General features: G+C 72.1%; 20 protein-coding genes. 6 read left to right on the top strand and 14 right to left on the bottom strand.

Features of this window, described 5'->3' with window-relative positions; genetic code table 11:
• Positions 1–51: 51 nt before the first annotated feature.
• A complete protein-coding gene (locus ACWDXC_RS05635; protein ID WP_449978398.1) occupies positions 52–1,245 on the top strand; it encodes an amidohydrolase family protein in 1,194 nt (397 codons plus the stop codon).
• Here the strand turns inward: ACWDXC_RS05635 and ACWDXC_RS05630 are convergent.
• On the bottom strand, positions 1,195–2,367 hold the full coding sequence (locus ACWDXC_RS05630; protein ID WP_449978395.1) for a PucR family transcriptional regulator: 1,173 nt from the start codon (positions 2,365–2,367) through the stop codon (positions 1,195–1,197). The two genes, ACWDXC_RS05635 and ACWDXC_RS05630, sit on opposite strands and share 51 nt — an antisense overlap.
• A gap of 87 nt (positions 2,368–2,454) precedes the next feature.
• On the opposite strand from ACWDXC_RS05630, the gene ACWDXC_RS05625 reads away from it, so the two are divergent.
• A complete protein-coding gene (locus tag ACWDXC_RS05625) occupies positions 2,455–3,381 on the top strand; it encodes an adenosine deaminase (RefSeq protein ID WP_449978392.1) in 927 nt (308 codons plus the stop codon).
• A 56-nt stretch (positions 3,382–3,437) separates the two neighbouring features.
• Here ACWDXC_RS05625 and ACWDXC_RS05620 read toward each other — a convergent pair whose 3' ends face one another.
• The 6 genes from ACWDXC_RS05620 to ACWDXC_RS05595 form a co-directional block, all read right to left on the bottom strand.
• On the bottom strand, positions 3,438–3,737 hold the full coding sequence (locus ACWDXC_RS05620) for a hypothetical protein (protein WP_049556833.1): 300 nt from the start codon (positions 3,735–3,737) through the stop codon (positions 3,438–3,440).
• Between the two features lie 243 nt (positions 3,738–3,980).
• The gene (gene ilvC / locus ACWDXC_RS05615; protein ID WP_449979794.1) at positions 3,981–4,964 is read right to left on the bottom strand and encodes a ketol-acid reductoisomerase; all 984 of its coding nucleotides are present in this window, start codon (positions 4,962–4,964) and stop codon (positions 3,981–3,983) included.
• A gap of 23 nt (positions 4,965–4,987) precedes the next feature.
• The gene (gene ilvN, locus ACWDXC_RS05610; RefSeq protein ID WP_219501098.1) at positions 4,988–5,512 is read right to left on the bottom strand and encodes an acetolactate synthase small subunit; all 525 of its coding nucleotides are present in this window, start codon (positions 5,510–5,512) and stop codon (positions 4,988–4,990) included.
• A complete protein-coding gene (locus ACWDXC_RS05605) occupies positions 5,505–7,244 on the bottom strand; it encodes an acetolactate synthase large subunit (RefSeq protein ID WP_219501082.1) in 1,740 nt (579 codons plus the stop codon). Before ACWDXC_RS05605 ends, ilvN begins: the two co-directional genes overlap by 8 nt.
• Before the next feature lie 208 nt (positions 7,245–7,452).
• Entirely contained in the window at positions 7,453–10,080 is a 2,628-nt protein-coding gene (locus ACWDXC_RS05600; protein WP_449978387.1) for a putative bifunctional diguanylate cyclase/phosphodiesterase, read from the bottom strand.
• A 236-nt stretch (positions 10,081–10,316) separates the two neighbouring features.
• Positions 10,317–11,225: a 2-hydroxyacid dehydrogenase gene (locus ACWDXC_RS05595; protein WP_449978383.1), complete on the bottom strand. Its 909-nt coding sequence runs from the start codon at positions 11,223–11,225 to the stop codon at positions 10,317–10,319.
• 38 nt (positions 11,226–11,263) lie between these two features.
• Between ACWDXC_RS05595 and ACWDXC_RS05590 the strand changes: the two genes are divergently transcribed.
• Positions 11,264–12,337, top strand: a complete 1,074-nt coding sequence (locus tag ACWDXC_RS05590) for a PQQ-dependent sugar dehydrogenase (RefSeq protein WP_449978380.1) — start codon at positions 11,264–11,266, stop codon at positions 12,335–12,337.
• On the opposite strand, the gene ACWDXC_RS05585 is transcribed toward ACWDXC_RS05590, so the two are convergent.
• The 3 genes from ACWDXC_RS05585 to ACWDXC_RS05575 all read right to left on the bottom strand — a co-directional run bounded on the left by ACWDXC_RS05585 (position 12,334) and on the right by ACWDXC_RS05575 (position 16,633).
• Positions 12,334–14,307 (bottom strand): VanW family protein, encoded by a 1,974-nt coding sequence (locus ACWDXC_RS05585; protein WP_449978377.1) that lies wholly within the window; start codon positions 14,305–14,307, stop codon positions 12,334–12,336. The genes ACWDXC_RS05590 and ACWDXC_RS05585 overlap by 4 nt on opposite strands.
• A gap of 92 nt (positions 14,308–14,399) precedes the next feature.
• Complete coding sequence (locus ACWDXC_RS05580; RefSeq protein WP_246644193.1) at positions 14,400–15,023, bottom strand: response regulator; 624 nt, start codon at positions 15,021–15,023, stop codon at positions 14,400–14,402.
• Positions 15,024–15,055: 32 nt separating this feature from the next.
• A complete protein-coding gene (locus ACWDXC_RS05575; RefSeq protein WP_219501063.1) occupies positions 15,056–16,633 on the bottom strand; it encodes an ATP-binding protein in 1,578 nt (525 codons plus the stop codon).
• Positions 16,634–16,769: 136 nt separating this feature from the next.
• On the opposite strand from ACWDXC_RS05575, the gene ACWDXC_RS05570 reads away from it, so the two are divergent.
• The 3 genes from ACWDXC_RS05570 to ACWDXC_RS05560 are packed head-to-tail and all read left to right on the top strand — an operon-like array spanning position 16,770 to position 19,741.
• Positions 16,770–17,738 carry a Bug family tripartite tricarboxylate transporter substrate binding protein gene (locus ACWDXC_RS05570; protein WP_219501060.1) on the top strand — a complete coding sequence of 323 codons (969 nt, stop codon included), beginning with the start codon at positions 16,770–16,772 and terminating at the stop codon, positions 17,736–17,738.
• Positions 17,738–18,247, top strand: coding sequence for a tripartite tricarboxylate transporter TctB family protein (locus ACWDXC_RS05565; protein WP_219501057.1), 510 nt, complete (start codon positions 17,738–17,740; stop codon positions 18,245–18,247). Before ACWDXC_RS05570 ends, ACWDXC_RS05565 begins: the two co-directional genes overlap by 1 nt.
• Positions 18,248–19,741 carry a tripartite tricarboxylate transporter permease gene (locus ACWDXC_RS05560; RefSeq protein ID WP_364175987.1) on the top strand — a complete coding sequence of 498 codons (1,494 nt, stop codon included), beginning with the start codon at positions 18,248–18,250 and terminating at the stop codon, positions 19,739–19,741.
• A gap of 36 nt (positions 19,742–19,777) precedes the next feature.
• Here the strand turns inward: ACWDXC_RS05560 and ACWDXC_RS05555 are convergent, their stop codons facing one another.
• The 4 genes from ACWDXC_RS05555 to gatC form a co-directional block, all read right to left on the bottom strand.
• Complete coding sequence (locus tag ACWDXC_RS05555; RefSeq protein WP_449978371.1) at positions 19,778–21,094, bottom strand: MFS transporter; 1,317 nt, start codon at positions 21,092–21,094, stop codon at positions 19,778–19,780.
• A gap of 101 nt (positions 21,095–21,195) precedes the next feature.
• A complete protein-coding gene (gatB, locus tag ACWDXC_RS05550) occupies positions 21,196–22,683 on the bottom strand; it encodes an Asp-tRNA(Asn)/Glu-tRNA(Gln) amidotransferase subunit GatB (protein ID WP_219501228.1) in 1,488 nt (495 codons plus the stop codon).
• A 2-nt stretch (positions 22,684–22,685) separates the two neighbouring features.
• Positions 22,686–24,179, bottom strand: coding sequence for an Asp-tRNA(Asn)/Glu-tRNA(Gln) amidotransferase subunit GatA (gene gatA, locus ACWDXC_RS05545; RefSeq protein WP_449978368.1), 1,494 nt, complete (start codon positions 24,177–24,179; stop codon positions 22,686–22,688).
• Positions 24,176–24,475, bottom strand: a complete 300-nt coding sequence (gene gatC, locus ACWDXC_RS05540) for an Asp-tRNA(Asn)/Glu-tRNA(Gln) amidotransferase subunit GatC (protein ID WP_049556801.1) — start codon at positions 24,473–24,475, stop codon at positions 24,176–24,178. The genes gatA and gatC overlap by 4 nt, the downstream gene beginning before the upstream one ends.
• Positions 24,476–24,493 lie beyond the last annotated feature (18 nt).

Genomic DNA, 24,493 nt, shown 5'->3' with positions numbered 1-24,493 from the left:
AGGTCCGTAGATCCCTCCAGGTCGGGAGCGGGTCAGGTACCGTCGGGTGGAATGAGACTGGACGGAATCCCGCTTTGGGACGGCACTGAACCACGCGGCCCGGTGGACCTCACCTGGGAGCCGGACCGGATCACCGGCGTGACCCCGGCGGCGCCGCGCGACGACGACCTGTGCGTCATTCCCGGCCTGGTGGACACGCACGTCCACCTGATCGGCTACGCGGGCGACGGCTCGGCCGACTTCACCACCTGGCCGCTGGTCACCACCCGCGACGAGCAGGTGCTGCACGGCGTCGCGCACGCCCAGCGGGCCATGCGCCACGGCGTCACGACCCTGCGCGACCTGGCCGGAGACGAGGCGCAGGTGGCCATCCGCCGGGCCTTCGACGCCGGCATCCTGCCCGGCCCGCGCATCCAGGTGCACGGCGTGGTGGGGATGACCGCCGGGCACAACGACCTGTTCGTGCCGCCCGCGTTCCCGCTGCGCAAGCCCACCGCCGACGGCCCGGACGAGTGCCGCAAGCTGGTGCGCGCCTGGGCCCGCGCCGGCATGGACGGCATCAAGCTCACGACCAGCGGCGGCGTGCTGTCCATCGGCGACAAGAGCGTCTGGCGCAACTACACCCGCGAGGAGATCCGGGCCGTCGTCGACGAGGCGCACGCGCTCGGCATGCTCGTCGCCTCGCACGCCCACACCGAGGACGGCATCCGGGTGGCCGTCGAGGAGGGCGTCGACTCCATCGAGCACGGCACGCTGATGAGCCGCGACCTGGCCGAGAAGCTGGCCGCCCAGCGCACCCCGGTCGCGCCGACGCTGCTGATCAACGAGGCCATCACCGAGGGCCGGGTCCCGGTCCCCGAGGACGCCCGGATCAAGGCCGGCGAGCTGGTGGTCCAGCGTGACGCGCTGTTCGCGGAGGCGGCCAAGCTCGGCGTCCGGTTCGTGCTGGGCACCGACGCCAACGGCCACCACGTGCAGTTCGGCGACCAGCTCGCCGAGATCGTGCACATGACCCGGGTGTTCGGCATGGACGCGGGCGCGGCGCTGCGCGCGGCCACCTCCGACGCCGCCGACGCGATCCGCATGCCCGTCGGCCGGATCGCCCCCGGCCTCGCCGCCGACCTGCTCGTGATGCGCGGGCGGCCGTGGGAGCGCATCGAGGACCTGACCGTGGACAACATCGTCGCCGTGGTGTCACGGGGTCACGTCGTCGCCGGCCGCCTCCCCTGCCCTGTGCTGTCCTGACCCGAGCTGCCCCGACCTGAGGGCCAGGTAGAGGTCCGTCCGGTCGCGCATCGACGACATGCGGCGGCCGGTCAGCTCCTCGACCCGCTGCATCCGGTAGCGCAACGTGTTGACGTGCACGTACAGCTCGTCGGCGGCGCGCTGCCAGGAGCCGCACGTCTCCAGGAACACGTCCAGCGTGCGCAGCAGCTCCGAGCCGTGGCGCGCGTCGTACTCCTCGACCGGCCCCAGCAGGTGGTCGCGGAAGGAGCGGCGCACGCCCATCGGCAGCGCGGCCAGCAGCAGGTCGTAGCTGTCGACGTCGGCCACCGACATGATCGACACCGGGCCCTCGCCGTCGCGGGCCGACTCCATGCCCCGGCGCGCGGTCTCCAGCGCCTCGCCGAGCTGTGACACGCTGGCCGTCGCGTCGCTGATGCCGGCCGCGAGCCGCAGCCCCGGCCGGTCGGCCGCCAGGGCGCGCAGCTCCTCGCTCAGCGCCTTGCGCGTCGCCCTGCCGTTGACCAGCACGATCGCCTCGTCGGCCCGGCCGCCGACGATCAGGTGACGGCCCTTCCTGGCCAGCGCCTCGTGCAGCATCGCGGGCAGGTCGTGCCCGGACGGCCCGCTGACCACCATCGCGGTCGTCGGCAGGCCCGGATCGGCGCCGAGCAGCCGCAGGTGCGCCGACACCTCGCCGGGCGCGATCTGCTGGGAGGCGAGCACGTTCAGCAGCGTCTGCGCGCGGCCCCGCTCGGCCCGGCGCCGCTCGGCGGCGAACGCCTCCGCGACCACCGCCTCGGTGATCGCGCCGAACGACTGGTCGGGCGCGGCCAGGATCAGCGGCACCCTGCGCCGCTCGCACGCCGTCACCAGCGCCTGCGGCAGCTCGCCCAGCACGATCAGGCCCACGACCAGCCCGGCGACGTCGCTCGCCCACAGCGCGTCGGCGAACCTCTCGCAGTCGGCCGGCTCGCCGTACCAGACCCCGCTGGTCAGCACCAGGTCACCGGGCCGCAGGTAGCGGCGGGGATCGGGCAGGTCCGTCGGGTACGCGCGGCGTACCTCCCGGTCGAGCGTCCCGGTGCCGGTGACGAGCGTCAGCCGGAGGTCGTCACGCGCCAACAGCTCCGCCAACCTCATGAAATCTCATGTTATGCCAGGTCAAACGGCGAAGGTTCGGAGGTTCGCACGATACCTCGGCCGGTCATGGTCGGGTTTACTCGATCCATGCGCGCCAAAGCCGAACTCCACCTGCACATCGAAGGCACCCTCGAACCGGAGCTCGTCGTCGAGCTGGCCCGGCGCAACGGGGTCGCGCTGCCGACCTTCGACGTGGACGCCATCCGGGCGCGCTACGACTTCACGAACCTGCAGTCGTTCCTGGACGTCTACTACGAGAACATGGCGGTCCTGCGCACCGACCGCGACTTCTACGACCTGGCCGCCGCCTACCTGCGGCGGGCCGAGGCGCAGGGCGTGCGGCACGCGGAGATCTTCTTCGACCCGCAGGCCCACCTGGCGCGCGGGGTGCCGCTGGAGGCGGTGTTCGCCGGGCTGACGGGCGCCATCAAGGACGGGCCGTTCTCCGCGTCGCTGATCCTGTGCTTCCTGCGCGACCAGGGCCCGGAGGAGGCCGAGCGGGTGCTGCGGGCGGCGCTGCCGTTCCGGGACCAGTTCATCGGGGTCGGGCTGGACTCGGCCGAGGTCGGCCATCCGCCGTCGCTGTTCCGCCGGGTCTTCGAGCTGGCCGCCGCCGAGGGGCTGCACCGGGTCGCGCACGCCGGCGAGGAGGGCGGGCCCGACTACGTGTGGGAGGCGCTGGACATCCTGCGCGTGGAGCGGATCGACCACGGCATCCGCGCCATGGAGGACCCGGAGCTGGTGGCGCGCCTGCGCGACGAGCGCATCCCGCTGACCGTGTGCCCGCTGTCGAACGTGCGGCTGCGCGCGGTGCCGTCGCTGCGTGACCACATCCTGCCCGCGATGCTCGACGAGGGTCTGGTCGTGACCGTGAACTCCGACGACCCGGCCTACTTCGGCGGCTACGTCGAGGACAACTACCGCGCCCTGCGCGACGAGCTCGGCCTCACGGAGGCGCAGCTCGACCGCATCGCCCGCGACTCGTTCGCCGCCTCGTTCAGCTACGAGGGCTGACACAGCGACGGGGCCCGCCTCCGGAGAGGCGGGCCCCGTAACGGTGCTTGGGACGACTAGTCCTTCGCGGTCAGGATGTCCGAGAGGACCTGGTTGAGAATGTCCAGGTCAAGGACGTCGTCGTCCGACCCGTTGTTGTTCCACTGCCCCTCGACTTCGTCGTCGTTGTCCTCGCCGAAGTTGTTCCGCTCGCCGTACGCGCGGATGTCGTTGTCGTTGTTGTCGTCGTCCCCATGCGTGGGCCACGCGACCACCGAGGCGGTGTTCATCGCGTAACCTTCGGCGAGCGCGGGACCGCCGCCCAGCATGACCATCCCGCCGACCAGACCGGCCAGGATGAGCCCCGTCTTGTACATACGAATCCCCTTTGTTACCTATCGACTACTCTCCGTCGGTAGCGGGAGGAGATCTTCCCGGTGATCGTCAGCGGCAAACGCCGCTAATCTGCTTTTGACGTGCGGAAACGGTCCTTTTGCGAAGACGGGGGTTAACGCGGTCACGCATTGCGGATCATTGACGAGACACGCGGCGACACCAGGCCCAAAGCAACGGGCGGGGGCGCATCAGCGCCCCCGCCCGTCCGCCGCGAACGCGCGAACTCAGCCCTTCAGCCAGCTCATCATCGGGCGCAGCTTGGCGCCGGTCTTCTCGATCGGGTCCGCCGCCAGCTCCTCACGGTGACGGGCGAACTCCTTCTGGCCGCCGTCGAACTCCTCGACGAGCTGCCGGGCGAAGGTGCCGTCCTTGATCTCACCCAGGATGCGGCGCATCTCCTCACGGGTCTCGTCGGTGATGACGCGCGGGCCGCGGGTGTAGCCGCCGTACTCGGCGGTGTCGGACACCGACCAGTACATCTTCGAGATGCCGCCCTCGTACATGAGGTCGACGATGAGCTTCATCTCGTGCAGGCACTCGAAGTAGGCCACCTCCGGCTGGTAGCCGGCCTCGATGAGGGTCTCGAAGCCCGCCTTGATCAGCTCGGAGACGCCGCCGCACAGCACGGCCTGCTCGCCGAACAGGTCGGTCTCGGTCTCCTCGGTGAACGTGGTCTTCAGCGCCCCGGCGCGGGTGCCGCCGATGCCCTTGGCGTAGGAGAGCGCCAGGTCGAGGGCCTTGCCGGAGGCGTCCTTCTCCACCGCGACGAGACACGGGACGCCGCGCCCCGCCTCGAACTGGCGGCGGACGAGGTGGCCGGGACCCTTGGGGGCGACCATGCACACGTCGACGCCCTCGGGCGCCTCGATGAGGCCGTAGCGGATGTTGAGGCCGTGGCCGAAGAAGAGCGCGTCGCCCTCCTTGAGGTTGGGCGCGACGTGCTCGGCGTAGAGGTGGCGCTGGATGTGGTCCGGCGCCAGGATCATCGTGACGTCGGCCTCCTTCACCGCCTCGCCCGGCGTGAGCACGCGCAGGCCGTCGTTCTCGGCCTTCTCGCGGCTCTTGGAGCCCTCCGGCAGGCCGACGCGCACGTCGACACCGGAGTCACGCAGGGAGAGCGCGTGGGCGTGGCCCTGGCTGCCGTACCCCAGCACGGCCACACGGCGCCCCTGGATGATCGACAGGTCGGCCTGGTCGTCGTAGAAAATCTCGGTCACTTGCTGAAAACCTTTCAGGCGGTACGGTCCAGTGCCCTGAGGGACCGGTCAGTGATGGAACGGGCGCCGCGGCCGATGGCCACCATGCCCGACTGGACGAGCTCTTTGATCCCGAACGGCTCCAGGACCTTGACGAAGGCCTCGAGCTTGTCGGGAGTGCCGGTGACCTCGATGGTCACCGCGTCGGCCGCCACGTCCACGCAGCGCGCACGGAAGAGCTGGACGAGCTCCAGCACGTGCGAGCGGCTGTCGGCGTCGGCCTTGACCTTGATCAGCATGAGCTCGCGCTGAACGGACTGCGAGGTGTCGAGCTCCACTATCTTCAGCACGTTCACCAGCTTGTTGAGCTGTTTGGTGACCTGCTCAAGCGGCAGCTCCTCGACGCTGACCACGATCGTCATACGGGAGATGTCGTCGTGCTCGGTGGGCCCGACGGCCAGCGAGTCGATGTTGAAGCCCCGCCTGCTGAACAGCGCGGACACCCGGGCGAGCACACCCGGCTTGTTCTCCACGAGCACAGAAAGCGTGTGTCTACTCATCGTCGCTCTCCCACTTCGGCGCCATGTCACGGGCGATCTTGATGTCGTCGTTGCTCGTGCCGGCCGCGACCATGGGCCAGACCATGGCGTCCTGGTGGACGACGAAGTCGACCACCACGGGCACGTCGTTGATCTCCATGGCCTTCTTGATGGTCGCGTCGACGTCTTCGGGACGCTCGCACCGCAGGCCAACACAACCATAGGCCTCCGCCAGCTTGACGAAGTCGGGGATGCGGCGGGTCGCCTGCAGGTCGGTGTTGGAGTAGCGCTGGTCGTAGAAGAGGGTCTGCCACTGGCGGACCATGCCCAGGTTGCCGTTGTTGATGACGGCGATCTTGACGGGCACGCCTTCCAGCGCGCAGGTGGCGAGCTCCTGGTTGGTCATCTGGAAGCAGCCGTCGCCGTCGATGGCCCACACGACGTCGTCCGGGCGGCCCATCTTGGCGCCCATCGCCGCCGGCACCGCGAAGCCCATCGTGCCGGCGCCGCCGGAGTTGATGAACCGGCCCGGCCTCTCGTAGCGGACGAACTGCGAGGCCCACATCTGGTGCTGGCCGACGCCCGCCACGTAGTAGGCGTCGGGACCGACGATGGCGCTCAGCCGCTCCATGACGTACTGCGGGGCCAGCGAGCCGTCCTCGAACTCCTCGTAGCCCAGCGGGTAGGTCTGCTTGTAGCCGTTGAGGATCGTCCACCACTCGTCGTAGTCGCCCTGGACCCCGGCGGCCTCGACGGCGGCGATCAGGTCGCCGATGACCTCCTTGCAGTCGCCCACGATCGGCACGTCGGCGTGGCGGTTCTTGGAGATCTCCGCCGGGTCGATGTCCGCGTGGACGACCTTGGCGTAGGGCGCGAACGTGGACAGCTGCCCGGTGACGCGGTCGTCGAAGCGGACGCCCAGCCCGATGAGCAGGTCGGCCTGCTGGAGCGCGCCCACGGCCGAGACGCTGCCGTGCATGCCCGGCATGCCCATGTGCTGCGGGTGGCTGTCGGGGAACGTGCCGCGCGCCATCAGCGTCGTCACGACCGGGATGCGCGTCAGCTCGGCCAGCCGGATCAGTTCCTCGGACGCGCGGGCCTTGTGCACGCCGCCGCCCACGTAGAGCACCGGGCGGCGGGCCTCGGCGATCAGCTTGGCCGCCTCGCGGATCTGCTTGGAGTGCGGCCGGGTCACCGGCCGGTAGCCGGGCAGCTGCATCGTCGGCGGCCAGCTGAACGTGGTCTCCGCCTGCAGGGCGTCCTTGGCGATGTCGACCAGCACCGGGCCGGGACGGCCGGTGGAGGCGATGTGGAACGCCTCCATGATCGTGCGGGCGATGTCGGCCGGGTCGGTGACCAGGAAGTTGTGCTTGGTGATCGGCATGGTGATGCCGGAGATGTCGGCTTCCTGGAAGGCGTCCGTGCCGATCGACTTGCTCGCCACCTGCCCGGTGATCGCCACGATCGGCACCGAGTCCATGTACGCGTCGGCGATGGGCGTCACCAGGTTGGTCGCCCCCGGGCCGCTGGTCGCCATGCACACGCCGACCTTGCCGGTGGCCTGCGCGTAACCCTCGGCCGCGTGGCCGGCGCCCTGCTCGTGCCGTACGAGCACGTGCCGGACCTTGGTCGAGTCGTAGAGGGGATCGTAAGCCGGGAGGATGGCGCCGCCCGGGATCCCGAACACGGTGTCGACTCCCACGTGCTCCAGTGCCCTGACCAGGGCCTGTGCACCTGTCATCCGTTCGGTCATCGGCTCGTTCCTTGCGTGGTCACACGTTCAGGACATAAAAAATGCCCCTCCCCGCCGGACGAACGGCGGGGCTGGGGCGGCGCGCAGGTCGGAGTGCTTCGCTAACGGCCTGCGCGCCGGCGAAGTACTACGAGAATCCCACTGCGAAGCATGTCTAACACCATAGCTGGTCGGAAGCACCAGGTGTCAACTTGGTGAGAAACACGTCTCACACGGTGAGACTCGTCCTCATCAGCGAGTCGACGCCCCTGGCCGCCATGGGCCGCGCGACCAGGAAGCCCTGGCCCTTCATGCAGCCCATCTCACGCAGCAGCTCAAGCTGCTCCGGGCGTTCGATGCCCTCGGCGACCACGGTCAGGCCGAGGTCGTGGCCGAGCCGCACGATCGTGCGGGTGAGCAGCGTCAGCGTGTCGTCGCGGCCCAGCCCGGACACGAACGACGGGTCGATCTTGATCATGTCGACCGGGAGCTGCCTGAGGAACGCCAGCGAGGCGTAGCCGGTGCCGAAGTCGTCGATCGCCAGCCGCACGCCGAGAGCGCGCAGCTCCGACAGCCGCTTGACCGTCTCCTCGGCGTCCTCGACGAGCATCTCCTCGATCACTTCGAGGGTCAGCGCGGAGGCGGGCAGCCCGCTCTCCTCCAGCGCCTCCCGCACGGTCTCGACGAAGCGGGGGGCGGTGATCTGCCGGGCCGACAGGTTGAGCGACAGCCCGATGTCCCAGGACGAGGCCCGCCAGGCGGCCACCTCACGGCACGCCTCGCGCAGGATCCACTCGCCCAGCGGCACGATCAGCCCGGTGTCCTCGGCCGGGCCGAGGAACTGGTCGGGCGGCACGAACACCGAGCCGCGCCACCAGCGCACCAGCGCCTCGACCGCGGTCACCCGCGACGTCGCCAGGTCGACCACCGGCTGGTACTCGATCGCGAACTGCTGCTCGATCAGCGCCCGCTGCAGGTCGGCGGCCAGCTCCAGGCGGCGCAGCACGTCGGCGTGCATCTGCGCGGCGAACACCTCGACCCGGCGCCCGCCCAGCTCCTTGGCCCGCGCCATGGCCACGTCGGCGTTGCGGATCAGGTCGCCGGCGGGCAGGTCGTCCTCGGCGAAGGCCACGCCGACGCTGGCGGTCAGCGCCACGTCACGGTCGGCCACCCGGAACGGCTCCTGCGAGACCGCCCGCACCAGCCGCTCGGCGAGGTCGACGGCGAGCTGCGCCTCCCCGCCGGTCTCCAGCAGCACGGCGAACTCGTCGCCGCCCCACCGGGCCAGTGTGTCGTCGTGGCGCACGGCGCCGCGCAGCCGGCGCGCGGCCTGGCCGAGCAGGTAGTCGCCGCTGGCGTGGCCCACCGAGTCGTTGACGGAGGTGAACCCGTCGAGGTCGAGGAAGATGACGGCGACCTGGCCGACGCTGCGGCCGGTCAGCACCTCGCGGGTGCGCTCCTCGAAGTAGGAGCGGTTGGGCAGCCCGGTGATGCCGTCGTGGAAGGTCAGGTGGGCGACCTGGTTGCGCAGGGCCTCCTCGTCGCTGATGTCGCGGGTGGTGACCAGGACCTGGTCCTCGCCGCCCGCGTGACGGGTGGCGACCGACTCGGTGGGCCGCCAGGTGCCGTCGGCGGCCCGCACCCGGCAGGCGATCAGGCAGGCGCCGGGGCTGGCCTCCTCGTCGTCGCCGTCGGGGCCCATGCCGTGCAGCGCCGACTGGATGTGCGGCACGTCCTCGGGATGGATGTAGTCGAAGATCGACCCGCCGATCACGTCCTCGGGGCGGTAGCCGTAGGTGACCTCGATGCCGTCGCCGATCTCGTGCACCATGCCGTCGTAGTCGCAGATGAGCACCACGTCGCCGGTGCTCTCGGCCAGCTCGCGCAGCTGCGTGTCGCCGAGCGAGACGAGCGTGCGCAGCCGCGCGTTGGCCCCCGACAGCACGAACACGCGCAGCAGCAGGAGCAGCACGACGGAGGCGGCGACCGCCACGACGCCGGTGGCGGGGGGCTGGCGCATGCCGCCGGCCAGGTGCGCGAGCATCGTGACGGTGGCGACGGCGACCAGCGCCAGCGGCAGCGCGTCCACCAGGTTGTCAGGCGCCTGTGCGGCGGTGACCTGGCGCGGGCGCGCCCAGGGCACGGCGGCCAGCAGCAGGAAGGCCACCGGCGTGATGACCATGCTCCACACGGGCGGCGCGCCGCCGTCGAGCCGGGCCACGGCGGTCGCCATGCCGGCCACGGTCGTGGTGGCGAGCACGCCCACGCTCGCCAGGCCGAGCGGCCACGCGGCGGAGCGCACCGCGGCCACGGACGGCGCCACGGCGCAGGTCGCCACCAGCGCGAGCATCGGCGGCAGCATGGCGAAGGCGAACAGCGCGGGGTCGGCGGTCGCCTCGTAGACGTGGCGCAGAGCCACCACCCAGCCGATCAGGAACAGCGAGGCGGCGCACAGGTAGGCGTCGATGAGCTGTCTCAGCACCAGGGCGGCAGGCGGCTTGCGCCCGGCCGCGACGAGCGCGCCGCCTCCGGTCAGCACGGTGCCGAGCAGCACGAGCAGCTCGGCGAAGCTCACCATGAACGTGGAGCTGTCGGTGAACGGCCGCAGCGCCACGCCGGCGGCCCAGATGGCGGCGCCACCGGCCATCCAGCGGATGCCGAGTGCCGCCGAGGGGTGCTCGGCCGGCCGCACCGAGGCGGCCAGCAGTGACACGGTGGCCAGCAGCGCGGCGAGGCAGCCGGCGACCGCGCCGATGACGAGGGCCGGGCCGCCCGCAAGGAGCGCAGCCGCGAACCCCGCGGCACCGATCGCCGCCGCGGCGGTCAGCGGTGCCCGTGGATCACGCCAGCGGATCACAGTCGTCGCCCATCCCGTCTCGAACCCTGCTCCCGTGAACCGCCGGTCGGCGGTGCACATCGCCAGTGTGTGCGGTCGGTGGTGCGCGGGTGGTGACAACGCCGATGTCGTCACCGATCTGATAACCACACGGACCTGATTGCCGCCAGGATCTCCTTGACAGGAAGTCAGGAAACCTTGGTTAGACGCCACCGTACGCACCCAAGGTCACGGACCAGCCACGGTCCGGATTCCTCTCAATACGCGTCGGTGATGACGTTGTCGAGCGGCTCGCCCGCGAGATAGCGCGTCAATTGCGCGCGCATGAGCCGGAGCATGCGGCGGTTGGAGGCGGGCGTGCTGCCCGCCACGTGCGGCGTGATGAAGACGCCCGGCGCGCTCCACAGGGGGTGACCGGCCGGCAGCGGCTCGGGCGCGGTCACGTCGAGCGCGGCCCGCAGCCTGCCGCTCTTGAGCTCGGCGAGCAGCGCGTCGGTGTCGACGACGCCGCCCCTGGCCGCGTTGACCAGCACCGCGCCGTCCTTCATCCGCGACAGGAACGCGGCGTCGGCCATGCCGGCGGTGTCGGGCGTGGCGGGCACGAGCAGCACCACGACGTCGGCCCCGGGCAGCAGGGCGGGCAGCTCGGCCATGCCGTGGACGCCCTCGCGGGCGCTCCTGGCGACCCGGACGACCTCGACCTCGAAGCCGTCGAGGCGGCGTTCGAGCGCCTGGCCGATGGAGCCGTAGCCGACGATCAGCACGGTGGAGTCGGCCAGCACGCCGGTGTGGCGGTAGGTCCACTCGCCCCGGCGCTGGGCGTCGGTGAAGCCGGGGAACTCGCGCAGCACCGCGATCATCGCGCCGACGGCCCACTCGGCGGTGCCCGCGTCGTGCACGCCGCGCGCGTTGCACAGCACCGCGCCCTCCGGCAGGTGCGGCCGGTAGGCGTCCACGCCCGCGGTGACGGTCTGGACCAGGCGCAGCGACCGCATCCGCGCCAGCGTGCCCGGCACGTCCGGCACGGTGACCAGGGGCGGGATCCACACTTCGACGTCCTCGATCCCGTCGGGCTCCGGCCCGGTGCCGTCGTAGACGGAGCACGCCACACCCGGCAGATCGGACAGGACTTCGGCGACCGACTCGTACGGGACCCAGATCTTCATGCGGGAAACTTTATGGCTCGGGGGCAAGTATGGGAGACATGAGGGCACTCTGGCTGACCATGCTCGCGGTGGCGCTCGCCGCCTGTTCCGGCGCGGGCGGGGTGCCGCCGACCGCCTCTGACCAGGGCGGAGGGCCGCCGACCGCTTCGGCGCCTGGCGGGCCGTCGCCCGGCGAGCCGCGCGTGGTGGCGCGCGACCTGGCCGTGCCGTGGGCGATCGCGTTCCTGCCGGGCGGCGACGCGCTGGTGACCGAGCGCGACTCGGCCAGGCTGCTGCGGGTCTCCCCGGCGGGCCAGGCCCGGGAGCTGGCCGTGATCGAGGGCGTGAAGCCCGGCGGCGAGGGCGGCCTGATGGGCGTGGCGGTCAAGGGCGAGCAGGTGTTCGTGTACTGCACGGCCGCCTCCGACAACCGGATCGTCCGCTACCGGCTGACCGGCGACACGCTGTCGGAGCCGCGGGTGATCGTCCAGGGCATCCCGAAGGGGACCGTCCACAACGGCGGGCGGCTGGCGTTCGGCCCCGACGGCCACCTGTACGCCACCACCGGCGAGACCGGCGACCGGTCCCTGTCGCAGGACCGCGACTCGCTCGCGGGCAAGATCCTGCGCATGACGGCCGACGGGCGGCCGGCTCCCGGCAACCCGTTCGGCACGCTCGTCTACAGCCTGGGCCACCGCAACGTGCAGGGCCTGGCCTGGGACGGCTCGGGCCGGCTGTACGCCTCCGAGTTCGGCGCCGACGCCCACGACGAGCTCAACCTGATCGAGGCGGGCGGCAACTACGGCTGGCCGGAGGTGGAGGGCCGGGGCGGCGCCCCGGAGTTCACCGATCCGGTCGTCACCTGGGACACCTCCGAGGCGTCACCGTCCGGTCTGGCGTTCGCCGGCGGCTCGCTGTGGATGGGCGCGCTGCGCGGCGAACGGCTGTGGCAGATCCCGCTGGCCGCCGACGGCTCGCCGGGCACGCCGGTCGCGCACTACGGCGGCACGTACGGCAGGCTCCGCGCGGTGACCGCCGCCCCCGGCGGCGGGCTGTGGGTGGGCACCAGCAACAGGGACGGCCGGGGCGAGCCGCGCGCGGGCGACGACCGGATCCTCGCGGTCACGCCCTAGCCGGTGCACACCACCTGGGCCTGGGGGCGGTACTTCGTGGTGACCTTCTTGTCCCGCTTGATCTCTTCGCCGTCGCGGATGAAGACCCGGGTGACGTCGACGGTGAAGCCCTGCTGGCCGGTGGTGGGCCGGCAGCCGGCGGCGTCGCTGGTCTCACGGCGGAACGGGGTGAACTCCCGCCGGTCGGACTCGACGGCCTTGATCTCGTCGTAGCGCCTGGTGCTCCACAGCACGACGGACACCGACGTGGCCGTGGACGAGGTCTTGATCAGCACCCCGTGGTCGGAGTCGTTGCGCCACTTCAGGTCCAGGTCGGGGTAGAGCAGCGCGGCGTCGCGGCCCGCCGGGTAGCGGGCGGAGAAGTAGTCCATCGGCGTGTGCTCGACGTCCTCGAAGCCGCCGTAGTAGGCGGCGTTGTAGAGGGCGGTGGCGAACTGGGAGGCCCCGCCGCCCATGATCGTGAGCGTCCGGCCGCCGACGATCTGGTCGGCCGGCACGTAGCCGCCCTCGGCGGTGCGCTCCCCCACCAGCTCGTTGAGCGAGAACGTCTCGCCGGGCTTGACCAGGACCCCGTCGACCTGCTCGGCCATCCGGCGGATGTTGGTCACGCGCGGCAGGCAGCAGTCGAAGGTCGTGGTGAACGACGACACCGTCTCCTTGATGCCGAGGTCGGCCACCTGCTCGGTGGTGACCTCGGGCGGGGCGTCGGCCAGCGTCACGGGGACGACCCGGTTCCCGCCGCTCCGCACCAGCTTGACCACGTCGCGGGCGAGCGCCTTGGCGTTGACGCCCCGGCCCTCGCGCGAGGGCACGAGGACGGGCTTGCCGTTCACGATCTCGTACGTGGCGTCGCGCGGCACCTGGGTGGCGTCCACCAGACTGCTCTCGACGGTGGCCAGCGCCCCCTTGGCGTCGAAGTCGGGCCGCAGCCCCCCGTCGCCGTCGGGCACGAAGGTGAGGTTGGCGGCGATCGTGGCCGGGGTGAGCTGCGCCTGCTTGCCGCCGAGGGTCAGCGTGATGGGCGCGGACACCGCCCGCCTGGCCTGCGCGGTGGCCTTCTGGACGGCGCGGGCGCTGGTGGCGGGCTCGGCGGGCACCAGGCTGACGATCGCGGTGCCGGTGCCGTTCAGGAATGCCTCGCTGATCACGCGGACGGCCTCGCCGCGGTCGAGCAGCGCGCCCGAGCGCGGCTGCGTCGCCACCGGGCGCAGTCCCTTGTACGTGACGCGGCCCTCGTGCGGCCGCCGGTCGACGGTCTCGGCCAGCGCCTCGACGGTCCTGGTGAGCTGGGAGGGGTCGACGGTGACCTTCGGCTCGATGTCGGTCGTGGTGGTGAGCGCCCGCCACACCTCGATCGGGCTGGGGAAGCCGCTGGGCGCCTGGCCGATCGTGGCCACCACGTCGAGCTCCAGGCCGGCCTCGTCGGGCTGGATGGTGTCCTTGCGCCCGCCAAGGTCGACGACGACGGGCTTGTTGAGCTTGACGGCGAGCTCGCTGCGCAGCTTGTCGGCCGCCTGGGTGACGGTCATGCCGCCGATGTCGACGCCGCCCACGCGGGTCCCGCGCAGCACGGCGTCGGACATGAGCACGGCCGGGACCAGGTAGGCCAGGGCCAGGGCGAGCAGCACGAGCACGGCGATGCCGGGCAGCAGGCGGCGCTTGCGCGGCGGGTCGGCGTCGGGCGCCGGGGGCCGCTCCAGCGGCGTGCGCATGCCGAACGGCGGCGGCTCGGACCCGTTGCCGTTGACCGGCCAGGGCTGCGACGCGGTCGGCACCGGGGGCAGGGTGCCGCTCTTGGGCGGCTCCTGCGGGCGGGGCTCCTGCGGCGGCTGCTCCTGCGGGCCGAAGATGTCGCGGGAGACGCCCGGGGGCAGGCCCTCGATCTTCGGCTTCCTGCTGGTGCCGCGCGAGGGCAGGGGCACCGAGGCGAACGGGTCGGTCGGTGATTCGATCGGTCCGGCGTTACGCACGCCTCAATCTCCTCCCGTTCCGCAGCCAAGTCTCAGGCAACAGTAAGGCACGAGGGTCGGCATATGTCACGAGAAAAGACTACGGAACTGTGTCAGCCGAGCCAGCGGTACCGGTGCTCCGGACGCCCGGCCGTGCCGTAGCGGGGCCGCAGCTCCGCCCGCCCTCCCGCGCACAGGTGTTCGAGGTAGCGGCGGGCGCTGACCCGCGACAGGCCCGCGAGCTGCGCCGTCTCGGCCGCCGACAGGTCACGCCCGGCGTCGCGCAGGGTGTCGGCGACCAGCGCGCAGGTGGCCGGGGACAGCCCCTTGGGCAGCGGCGCGGCGGCGGCCGGCGTGCCGAACAGGCGGTCCACGTCGTCCTGGCGGGCCTCGGGGCCGATGGCGTGGAGCCGCCGCCGGGTGTCGGCGTAGTGGCGCAGCCGCTCGGTCAGCGCGTCGGCGGTGAACGGCTTGATCAGGTAGTTGATCGCGCCGCCGCGCATCGCCGCGCGGACCGTGGGCACGTCGCGGGCGGCGCTGATCACGAGCACGTCGACGCCGCTCAGCGCCTGCAACACCGCCAGGCCCGACATGTCGGGCAGGTAGATGTCGAGCAGCACCAGGTCCGGCCGGTGCTCGGTCACCGCGGCGAGCGCCCCGGCGCCGTTGCCGACCGTCGCGACGACCTCGAAGCCGGGCACCCGGGCCACGTAGGCGCCGTGCACGCGCGCCACCATGAAGTCGTCGTCCACCACCAGCACGCGGATGCTCACACCGTCACCTCCTCGGCGGGCAGGTGGGCGGTGAACACCGCGCCGCCCGAGTTGCGCACCTTGACCCAGCCGCCCCGGCGCAGGCACGCCTGCCGGGTCAGCGCCAGGCCGAGACCGCGCGGCCCGGAGTGGGCCGCCTTCGTGGTGAACCCCTCCCGGAACACCTCCTCGACCAGGTCGGGCATGATGCCGGGCCCGGAGTCGCCGACCCGTACGCGCAGCCCGGCCGCGTCGGCCACGACCGAGACCTCGATCGTGCCGGCGGCGCCGTCGAGCGCGTCGATCGCGTTGGCCACCAGGTTGCCGACCACCAGAACCGCGTCCTGGGGGTCGCCGAGCACGTCCGCCGGCACCCGGGAGTCGCCGGAGAGCACCAGGCGGGCGCCGCGCTCGGCGGCCTCGGCCGACTTGGCCAGCAGCAGCGCGGCCAGCGTCGGGTCCTCGACCTTCTCGCGCAGGTCGCCGAGGTAGGCGGCCGGGGTGCCGCTGGTGATGAACGCGATCGCCGCCTCGTGCTCGCCCAGCTCCAGCAGCCCGACGACGGTGTGCATGCGGTTGGCGAACTCGTGCGCCTGGGCCCGCAGCGCTCCCGTGGCGCTGCTGGTGTCGTCCAGCTCGCGCGCCAGCCGTACGAGCTCGGTGCGGTCGCGCAGCGTGACCACCCACCCTCGGTGCTGGCCGCGTACGGACACCGGGGTGCGGTTGAGCACCAGCACCCGGTCGCCGTGCAGGACGATCCGGTCCTCGCCCGGGTCGGCGCCGCCCAGCACGTCGCGCATCCGGTCGGAGACCGGCATCCGGGTCAGGTCGTCGCCGACGTCGCCGAGCAGTTCGCGGGCGGCGTCGTTGACCAGCGTCACCCGGCCTTCGAGGTCGAGCGCGAGCACGCCCTCCTTGACGCCGTGCAGCACGCCCTCGCGCTGCTCCAGCAGGGCGGCGATCTCGCCCGGCTCCAGGCCGAACGTCTGCCGGCGCACCCGCGCGGTGATCAGCGCGGCCGCCGCGAGCCCGGCCAGCAGCACCGCCGTCGCCGTCCACAGCAGCGGCGGCAGCGCCTCGGCGACCTCGCCCGTGACGGTCGTCTCCAGCACGCCGACCGAGACCAGGCCGATGACGTCGCCGTACTCGTCCAGGACCGGCGTCTTGCCGCGCACGGTGACGCCGATCGTGCCCTTCTCGGTGCCGACCCAGTCGCGGCCGGTGGTGAGCACGTAGGTGCCGTCGGTCGACAGCTGCTTGCGGATGAGCGAGGCGTTGGGGTGGGCGTAGCGGATCTGGTCGTCGTTGGCGATCACCACGTAGTCGGCGCCGGTGGTCTGCTGCACGCTGAGCGCCAGCGGCTGGAGCACGGACTCCGGCCGGCGCAGCTCGAACGCCTCGCGCACCTGCGGCAGCCCGGCCACGGACTGCGCGATGGCCAGCGCCCGCTGCTGGTAGCGGCCGTCGAGCTGGCTGCGCGTGTGCTGCGCCCACACGCCGGCGGTGCTCCCCACGGCGAGCAGCACGATCGCCATCTGAAGCACGAACAGCTGGGTGCCGAGGGAGGCGTCACGGACCCACTTCACGGTCCACATGCAAACACCCCGAGGTCACGGCGGTGTTGCGACCAATACGACCATTACGACGCCTACCGGCAAAGGCTCGACTCCGGCGGAGTACGGGCTCACCATGCGGTTCCCAAGAAGGTGAAATCCCCCCTTGGAGTGATCAATGCGTCTGCGCATACTCGCCGCCCTCGCGGCGCTCTCGGTCGCCGCGCTCACCGGCTGCGGCGACACCGGCACGGGCGGCGGCACCAGCGCGCTGCGGATCATGGCGCCGGCCTCGCCCGGCGGCGGCTGGGACCAGACCTCCCGCACGGCCGAGCAGGCGATCAAGGCCGCCGCGCCCGACCGCAAGGTCGAGGTGTTCAACGTGCCCGGCGCGGGCGGCACCATCGGCCTGGCCCAGCTCGCCGGCGAGAAGGGCAACGGCAACCTGCTGATGACGATGGGCCTGGTCATGGTCGGCGCCATCGAGCAGAACAAGTCCCAGGTCACGCTGGACGAGACCACGCCGATCGCCAAGCTGACCGAGGAGTACGAGATCGTCGTGGTCCCGGCAGAGTCGCCGCTGAAGACGCTGGCCGACCTGGTCGCGGCCTGGAAGGCGGACCCGGCCAAGGTCTCGGTCGCGGGCGGCTCGGCCGGCGGCACCGACCACATCGTGGCCGGCCTCATGGCCAAGGCCGCGGGCGTGGACCCCAAGCAGGTCAACTACATCGCGCACTCCGGCGGCGGCGAGGCGCTCAACGCGCTGCTCGGCAACAAGGTGACGATCGGCATCTCGGGCGTCGGCGAGTTCGCCGAGCACGTGAAGTCCGGCAAGCTGCGCGCGCTCGGCGTGACCTCCGGCGAGCGGCTGCCCGACCTCGACGCCCCCACCCTGAAGGAGGGCGGCCTGGACGTGGAGCTCGCCAACTGGCGCGGCATGGTGGCGCCCGGCGGGCTCAGCGACGCCGACAAGAAGGCGCTGACCGACCTGGTCACCAAGATGCACGACTCCCAGGCGTGGAAGGACGCGGTGGCCAAGAACGGCTGGATCGACTCCTTCCAGACCGGCCAGGAGTTCGCCGACTACCTGGCGGCCGAGCAGACCCGGGTCAAGGCGATCATCGCCGAGCTGGGCGTCGTCTCCTGATGCCCTCCGCTGATTCCGGCAAGCGCCCGCGCTGGTGGCGGCCCGAGCTCGGGCTGGCGCTGGTGGTGCTGGGGCTGGGCGTGTTCGTCGTCGTGGGCACGCTGGACGTGTCCGCGGCGGCCTCCCAGCTCGGCCTCGGCCCCCGCTTCTTCCCCATGCTGGTGGGCGGCGCCATGGTCCTCATCGGCCTGTTCTACGTGGCCGACGTGCTGCGCGGCGGGCGCGGCGACCCGGAGGAGAGCGAGGACGTCGACCCCGACGCGCCCGCCGACTGGCGCAGCGTCGGCCTGGTCAGCGGCGTCTTCCTGGGCTTCGCCGCGGTGCTCGACCTGCTCGGCTGGATCATCTCGGCGAGCCTGCTGTTCTTCGGCCTGTCGGTGGTGCTCGGCGCCGCCCACCGGCTGCGCGCCGCCGGCATCGCCGTGATCCTGGCCGTCACCACGTACCTGCTGTTCGTCAAGGGGCTGGGCGTCACGCTGCCCGCCGGGGTGCTGCGGGGGGTGATCTGAGTGGAGTCGGTGCAGCTCCTGCTCGACGGGTTCGCCGCCGCGCTCACCCCGGTCAACCTCATGTACGCGCTCATCGGCGTCACCCTGGGCACGCTGGTCGGCGTGCTGCCCGGGATCGGGCCGGCGATGACCGTGGCGCTGCTGCTGCCGATCACCTTCACGGTGCCGCCGGCCAGCGCGTTCATCATGTTCGCCGGCATCTACTACGGCGGCATGTACGGCGGCTCGACCACCTCCATCCTGCTCAACACGCCGGGCGAGTCGTCGTCGATGATCACGGCGCTGGAGGGCAACAAGATGGCCCGGCGCGGGCGGGCGGCGCAGGCGCTGGCCACGGCCGCCATCGGCTCGTTCGTGGCCGGGACCATCGCCACCGCGCTGCTCGTCGTGGCCGCGCCTGCCGTGGTGAGCTTCGCGATCTCGTTCGGCCCCGCCGACTACTTCGCGCTGGCGATCCTGGCGTTCACCGCCGTGTCGTCGGTGCTGTCGCGCTCGGTGGTGCGCGGCCTGGCCTCGCTCGGGTTCGGCCTGGTGATCGGGCTGATCGGCATCGACCAGCAGACCGGGCAGGCGCGGCTCACGCTGGGCCTGCGGCAGCTTCTCGACGGCGTGGACGTGGTGATCGTCGCCGTCGGGCTGTTCGCGCTCGGCGAGGCCCTGTACGTGGCGTCGCGGCTGCGGCACGCCGCGCCCGAGGTGGTGCCCGTCGGGCGGGCCTGGATGGGCCGCTCCGACTGGGGCCGCTCGTGGCGGCCGTGGCTGCGCGGGACCGCGCTCGGCTTCCCGTTCGGCGCGCTGCCCGGCGGCGGCGCCGAGATCCCCACCTTCCTGTCGTACGCGGCCGAGAAGCGCCTGGCGCGCGGCGTCGCCCGCGAGGAGTACGGCAAGGGCGCCATCGAGGGCGTCGCCGGGCCGGAGGCGGCCAACAACGCCTCCGCCGCCGGCACCCTCGTCCCGCTGCTGACGCTGGGCCTGCCCACGTCCGCGACCGCCGCCATCATGCTCGCCGCCTTCCAGCAGTACGGGCTGCAGCCCGGGCCGCAGCTGTTCGACCACAACCCGGCCCTGGTGTGGGGCATGATCGCGTCGCTGTTCATCGGCAACGCCATGCTGCTCGTGCTCAACCTGCCGCTGGCGCCGCTGTGGGCGCGACTGCTGCTGATCCCGCGCCCGTACCTGTATGCCGGGATCGTGGTGTTCGCGGCGCTCGGCGTCTACGCGCTGAAGGCCAGCGTCGTCGATCTGGTGGTGCTGTTCGTGCTCGGGCTGCTCGGGTTCGCGATGCGGCGCTTCGGGCTCCCGGTCGCCCCCGCGGTGATCGGGATGATCCTCGGGCCGATGGCGGAGATCCAGCTCCGCCGCGCCCTGGCCATCGGCGCGGGCGACGTGAGCGTGCTGGTGGAGAGCTGGGTGTCGGTGGTGCTGCTGCTCCTGTCGGGCGCGGCGCTGCTGACGCCGCTGTTCAGGAGGCTCTGGGCGCGGCGCGCCGGGTGACGCCCGCGGGCCCGGGACCGTCCCCGGGCCCGCGCGTCACGCCGACGCGGTGGCGGCGGGCGCGGCCGAGCGGACCGCGCGGGGCGCGATCGCCAGGCCCGCCAGCGCCATCACCAGCGTGGCCGCGAACACCGCCCAGTAGGCGGAGCCGACGGCGGTGAACAGCGCGCTGGTGATCGCGACCGCCACCACCGAGAACACCGACTCCCCCACTTGCAGCGCCGAGCTGTTGACGCCCTCCTCGCCCGGAGCCGACAGCTCCAGCGTGAGCACCGACAGCGTCGGATAGATCAGCCCCATGCCGAACCCGGCCAGGATCCACGACGGGTAGGCCACCGCGACCGGCACCCCGTCGAACGTCACCGCGCCCATGAGCAGGATGCCGCCCGCCAGCGCGGCCGAGCCGAGCACCAGGTTCGTCATCCGGCCGAACACCTCGCGCCCCTGCAGCCACGACGCGAACGACCAGGTCACCGCGCCGCCGGTGATCGCGATCCCGGCCAGGAACGGCGACAGCCCGCGCTCCTGCACCAGCATGAGCGGCACGATCACCTCGGCCGCGAACAGCGCCCCGGTCGCCAGCCCGCGCAGCCCGACCACCGCCGGAAGCCCGCGGGCGGCCCGCAGCGTCCCGGCGGGCAGCAGCCTGGGCAGCGCCACGGCCAGGATGACCAGCCCGGCGACCAGCAGGATCGGCGACCCGCCGCTCCCGTACTGCATGAGCCCGGCCGCCACCGCCGTCACGGCCGCCCAGGCGACCTTGGCCGCCAGCCCCGGCGCGGGCGTGCCCTGGCCGCCGCGCACCGGCTGCCCGGCGACCCCGCGCGCCAGCACCAGCCCGCTCACCACGGTCAGGATCGGCACCAGCAGGAACACCCACCGCCAGCCCAGCGTGTCGACCACCAGGCCGACGATCGCCGGCCCCACCATCGACGGCACAACCCAGGCCGTGGCGAACAGGGAGAAGATCTTCGGATGCAGTTCCTCGGGGTAGGCCCGCGCCACCACCACGTAGAGGGCCACGCTCACCAGCGCGCCGCCGAAGCCCTGCACCAGCCGCCCGGCGATCAGCGCCTCCATCGAGGGCGCCAGCCCCGCCAGCAACAGGCCGCCGATGAACCCGGCCACCCCGGTCCACAACGGCGGCAGCGGCCCGCGCAGGTCGGCCCACCGCCCGCCGAGCACCGTGCCCACCACGGCGGCGGCCATCGCCCCGCTGAACGCCAGGCCGTAGAGTCCCACACCGTCCAGATCCGCCGCCACGACGGGCATGGCCACCGCGACGGCGACGTACTCGAAGGCCACCAGTGACACCATCGCCACCAGGCCGGCTGTCAACGCAGTTCGTCTCATGGAACCCGACGTTAGGCCGTCGCGCGCGCGGGCACCTCCCGCCGCGGTCCTAGGTCCACCCGGTCAGATGGACCTAGGCCGCGTACGGACGTGCGGAGCCGCTAGGCGGAGACGCCCAGCTTCTCCAGGATCAGCTCGCGCGCCCGAGCCGCGTCGGCCTTGCCCCGGCTGGCCTTCATCACGCCGCCCACCAGCGCGCCGACCGCCGCGATCTTGCCGGACCGCACCTTGTCGGCCGCGTCGGCGTTGGCCGCCAGCACCTCGTCGATGATCGCCGACAGTTCGCCCTCGTCGTTGACGATCTTGAGCCCGCGCTTCTCCACGACGTCGTCCGGCGTGCCCTCACCGGCGAGCACGCCCTCCAGCACCTCGCGGGCCAGCTTGTCGTTGAGCGCACCGGACGCCACCAGCTCGGTCACCCGGGCGATCTGCTCCGGCGTGATCGGCAGGTCGGCCAGCGGCGTCGCCGTCTCGTTCGCGCGGCGGGCCAGCTCGCCCATCCACCACTTGCGCGCGTCGGCGGCCGGCGCGCCCGCCTTGACCGTCGCCTCGACCAGCTCGATCGCGTCGGCGTTGTGCATCGCCTGCATGTCGAGGTCGGACAGGCCCCACTCGGCCTGCAGCCGCTTGCGCCTGACCGACGGCAGCTCCGGCAGCGCCGCCTTCAGCTCCGCCACCCACGCCGGGTCCGGCGCGATCGGCACCAGGTCCGGCTCGGGGAAGTAGCGGTAGTCCTGCGCCTCCTCCTTGGACCTGCCGGGCGTGGTGGTGCCGGTGTCCTCGTGGAAGTGGCGCGTCTCCTGCACGATCCGGCCGCCGCCGGCCAGCACGCCCGCCTGCCGCTCGATCTCGCTGCGCACCGCCCGCTCGACGCTGCGCAGCGAGTTGACGTTCTTGGTCTCCGTACGGGTGCCCCACTCGGAGGCGCCGCGCTCCATGAGCGAGACGTTCACGTCGCAGCGCAGCGAGCCCTCCTCCATGCGCACGTCGGAGACGCCCAGCGAGCGCATGATCTCGCGCAGCTCCGTCACGTACGCCCTGGCCACCTCCGGCGCGAGCCGGTCGGTGCCCGGGATCGGCTTGGTGACGATCTCGACCAGCGGGATGCCCGCCCGGTTGTAGTCGACGATCGAGTAATCGGCCCCGTGGATGCGGCCCGTCGCGCCGCCCACGTGGGTCGACTTGCCGGTGTCCTCCTCCAGGTGCACGCGCTCGATCTCGATCCGCACCGTCTCGCCGTAGACCTCGACGTCGATGTAGCCGTCGAAGCAGAGCGGCTCGTCGTACTGGGAGATCTGGTAGTTCTTCGGCATGTCCGGGTAGAAGTAGTTCTTCCTGGCCATGCGGCACCACTCGGCGATCGAGCAGTTGAGCGCCAGCCCGATCCGGATCGTCGACTCGATCGCGGCGGCGTTGGCCACCGGCAGCGCGCCGGGCAGCGCCAGGCACGTCGGGCACACCTGCGTGTTGGCCGGCGCGCCGAACGCGGTGCGGCAGCCGCAGAACATCTTGGAGTTGGTGCCCAGCTCGACGTGCGTCTCCAGCCCGAGCACCGGCTCGAACCGTTCGAGCGCTTCGTCATAGACCATGGTCATAGCGACGGGGCCTCCTTCAGCAACGGGCCGCCCCAGCGGCTCTCCAGGGCCTTCTCGACGGCGGCGCCGACCCGGTAGCAGCGGTCGTCGCCCAGGACCGGGGCCATGATCTGCAGGCCGACCGGCAGACCGTCCTCGTCCGCCAGGCCGCACGGCACCGAGATGGCCGCGTTGCCCGTCAGGTTGGACGGGATGGTGTAGAGGTCGGCCAGGTACATGGCCATGGGGTCGTCGGCGCGCTCGCCGATCGGGAACGCCGTCGTCGGCGTCGTCGGCGAGATCAGCACGTCCACCTGCTGGTAGGCGGCCTCGAACTCGCGGGCGATGACCGTGCGGACCTTCTGCGCCTGGCCGTAGTAGGCGTCGTAGTAGCCGCTCGACAGCGCGTAGGTGCCGAGCATGATGCGCCGCTTGACCTCGGGGCCGAACCCGGCCGCCCGGGTCAGCGCCATGACCTCCTCGGCGCTGCGCGTGCCGTCGTCGCCGACGCGCAGGCCGTAGCGCATGGCGTCGAAGCGGGCCAGGTTGGAGCTGCACTCCGACGGCGCGATCAGGTAGTAGGCCGGCAGCGCGCTCGCGAACGACGGGCAGGAGACCTCGACGACCTTGGCGCCGAGCGACTCCAGGAGCTGGACGGCCTCGTGGAAGCGGGCCAGCACGCCCGGCTGGACGCCGTCGCCGCCGGCGAACTCGCGCACGACGCCGATGCGCATCCCGGCCACGTCACCGTTGCGGGCGGCCTCGACGACGGACGGGACCGGGGCGTCGATGGAGGTCGAGTCCATCGGGTCGTGACCGGAGAACGCCTCCTGCAGCAGCGCGGCGTCGAGCACGTTGCGGGCGAACGGGCCCGGCGTGTCGAGCGAGCTGGCGAAGGCGATCAGGCCGTAGCGGGACGAGCCGCCGTAGGTCGGCTTCATGCCCACGATGCCGGTCACCGCGGCCGGCTGGCGGATCGAGCCGCCCGTGTCGGTGCCCGTCGACAGCGGCGCCTCGTAGGCGGCCACGGCCGCGCTGGAGCCGCCCGACGAGCCGCCGGGCACCCTGGTCAGGTCCCACGGGTTGTGCGTGAGCTGGTAGGCGGAGTTCTCCGTGGAGGAGCCCATGGCGAACTCGTCCAGGTTGGTCTTGCCCAGGATGACCAGCCCGGCCTCGCGCAGCCGGCGCGTCACGGTCGCGTCGTAAGGCGGGCGCCAGCCCTGCAGGATCTTGGACGCGGCCGTGGTCGGCATGTCGCGGGTGGTGAAGATGTCCTTGTGCGCGATCGGCACCCCGGCCAGCGGCCCGAGCTTCTCCCCCGCCTTCAGCCGGGCGTCGACGGCCCTGGCCTGCTCCAGCGTGGTCTCGCGGTCGACGTGCAGGAACGCCTTGACCTTGGGCTCGACCTCGGCCATCCGGTCGAGGTGCGCCTCGGCCACCTCGGCGGCCGACACCTCACCGGCGGCGATCATCGCGCCCAGCTCGGCGGCCGTCTTGCGGATCAGGCTCATGCCTCCTCCCCGAGGATGCGCGGCACCCGGAAGCGGTCGTCCTCGACGGCGGGAGCGCCCGAAAGGGCCTGCTCGGGCGTCAGGGACTGTCGCACCTCGTCGGGACGGAAAACGTTGGTCAGCGGGAGAGCGTGCGACGAAGGCGGCACGTCCTCGGCGGCGACCTCTGCCACCTTCGCGACCGACTCGATGATGGCATCGAGTTGCGTGGCGTAGTGGTCGAGCTCGTCGTCGGTGAGCGCCAGCCTGGACAACCGGGCCAGATGCGCGACCTCGTCGCGGGTTATGGCGGACATGAGTCGTTGAACCCGTTT

The organism is Nonomuraea sp. NPDC003214, from assembly GCF_053590035.1.
The sequence above is the reverse complement of the archived record's forward strand: the minus strand, read 5'-3'. Positions and strand labels throughout refer to the sequence as shown.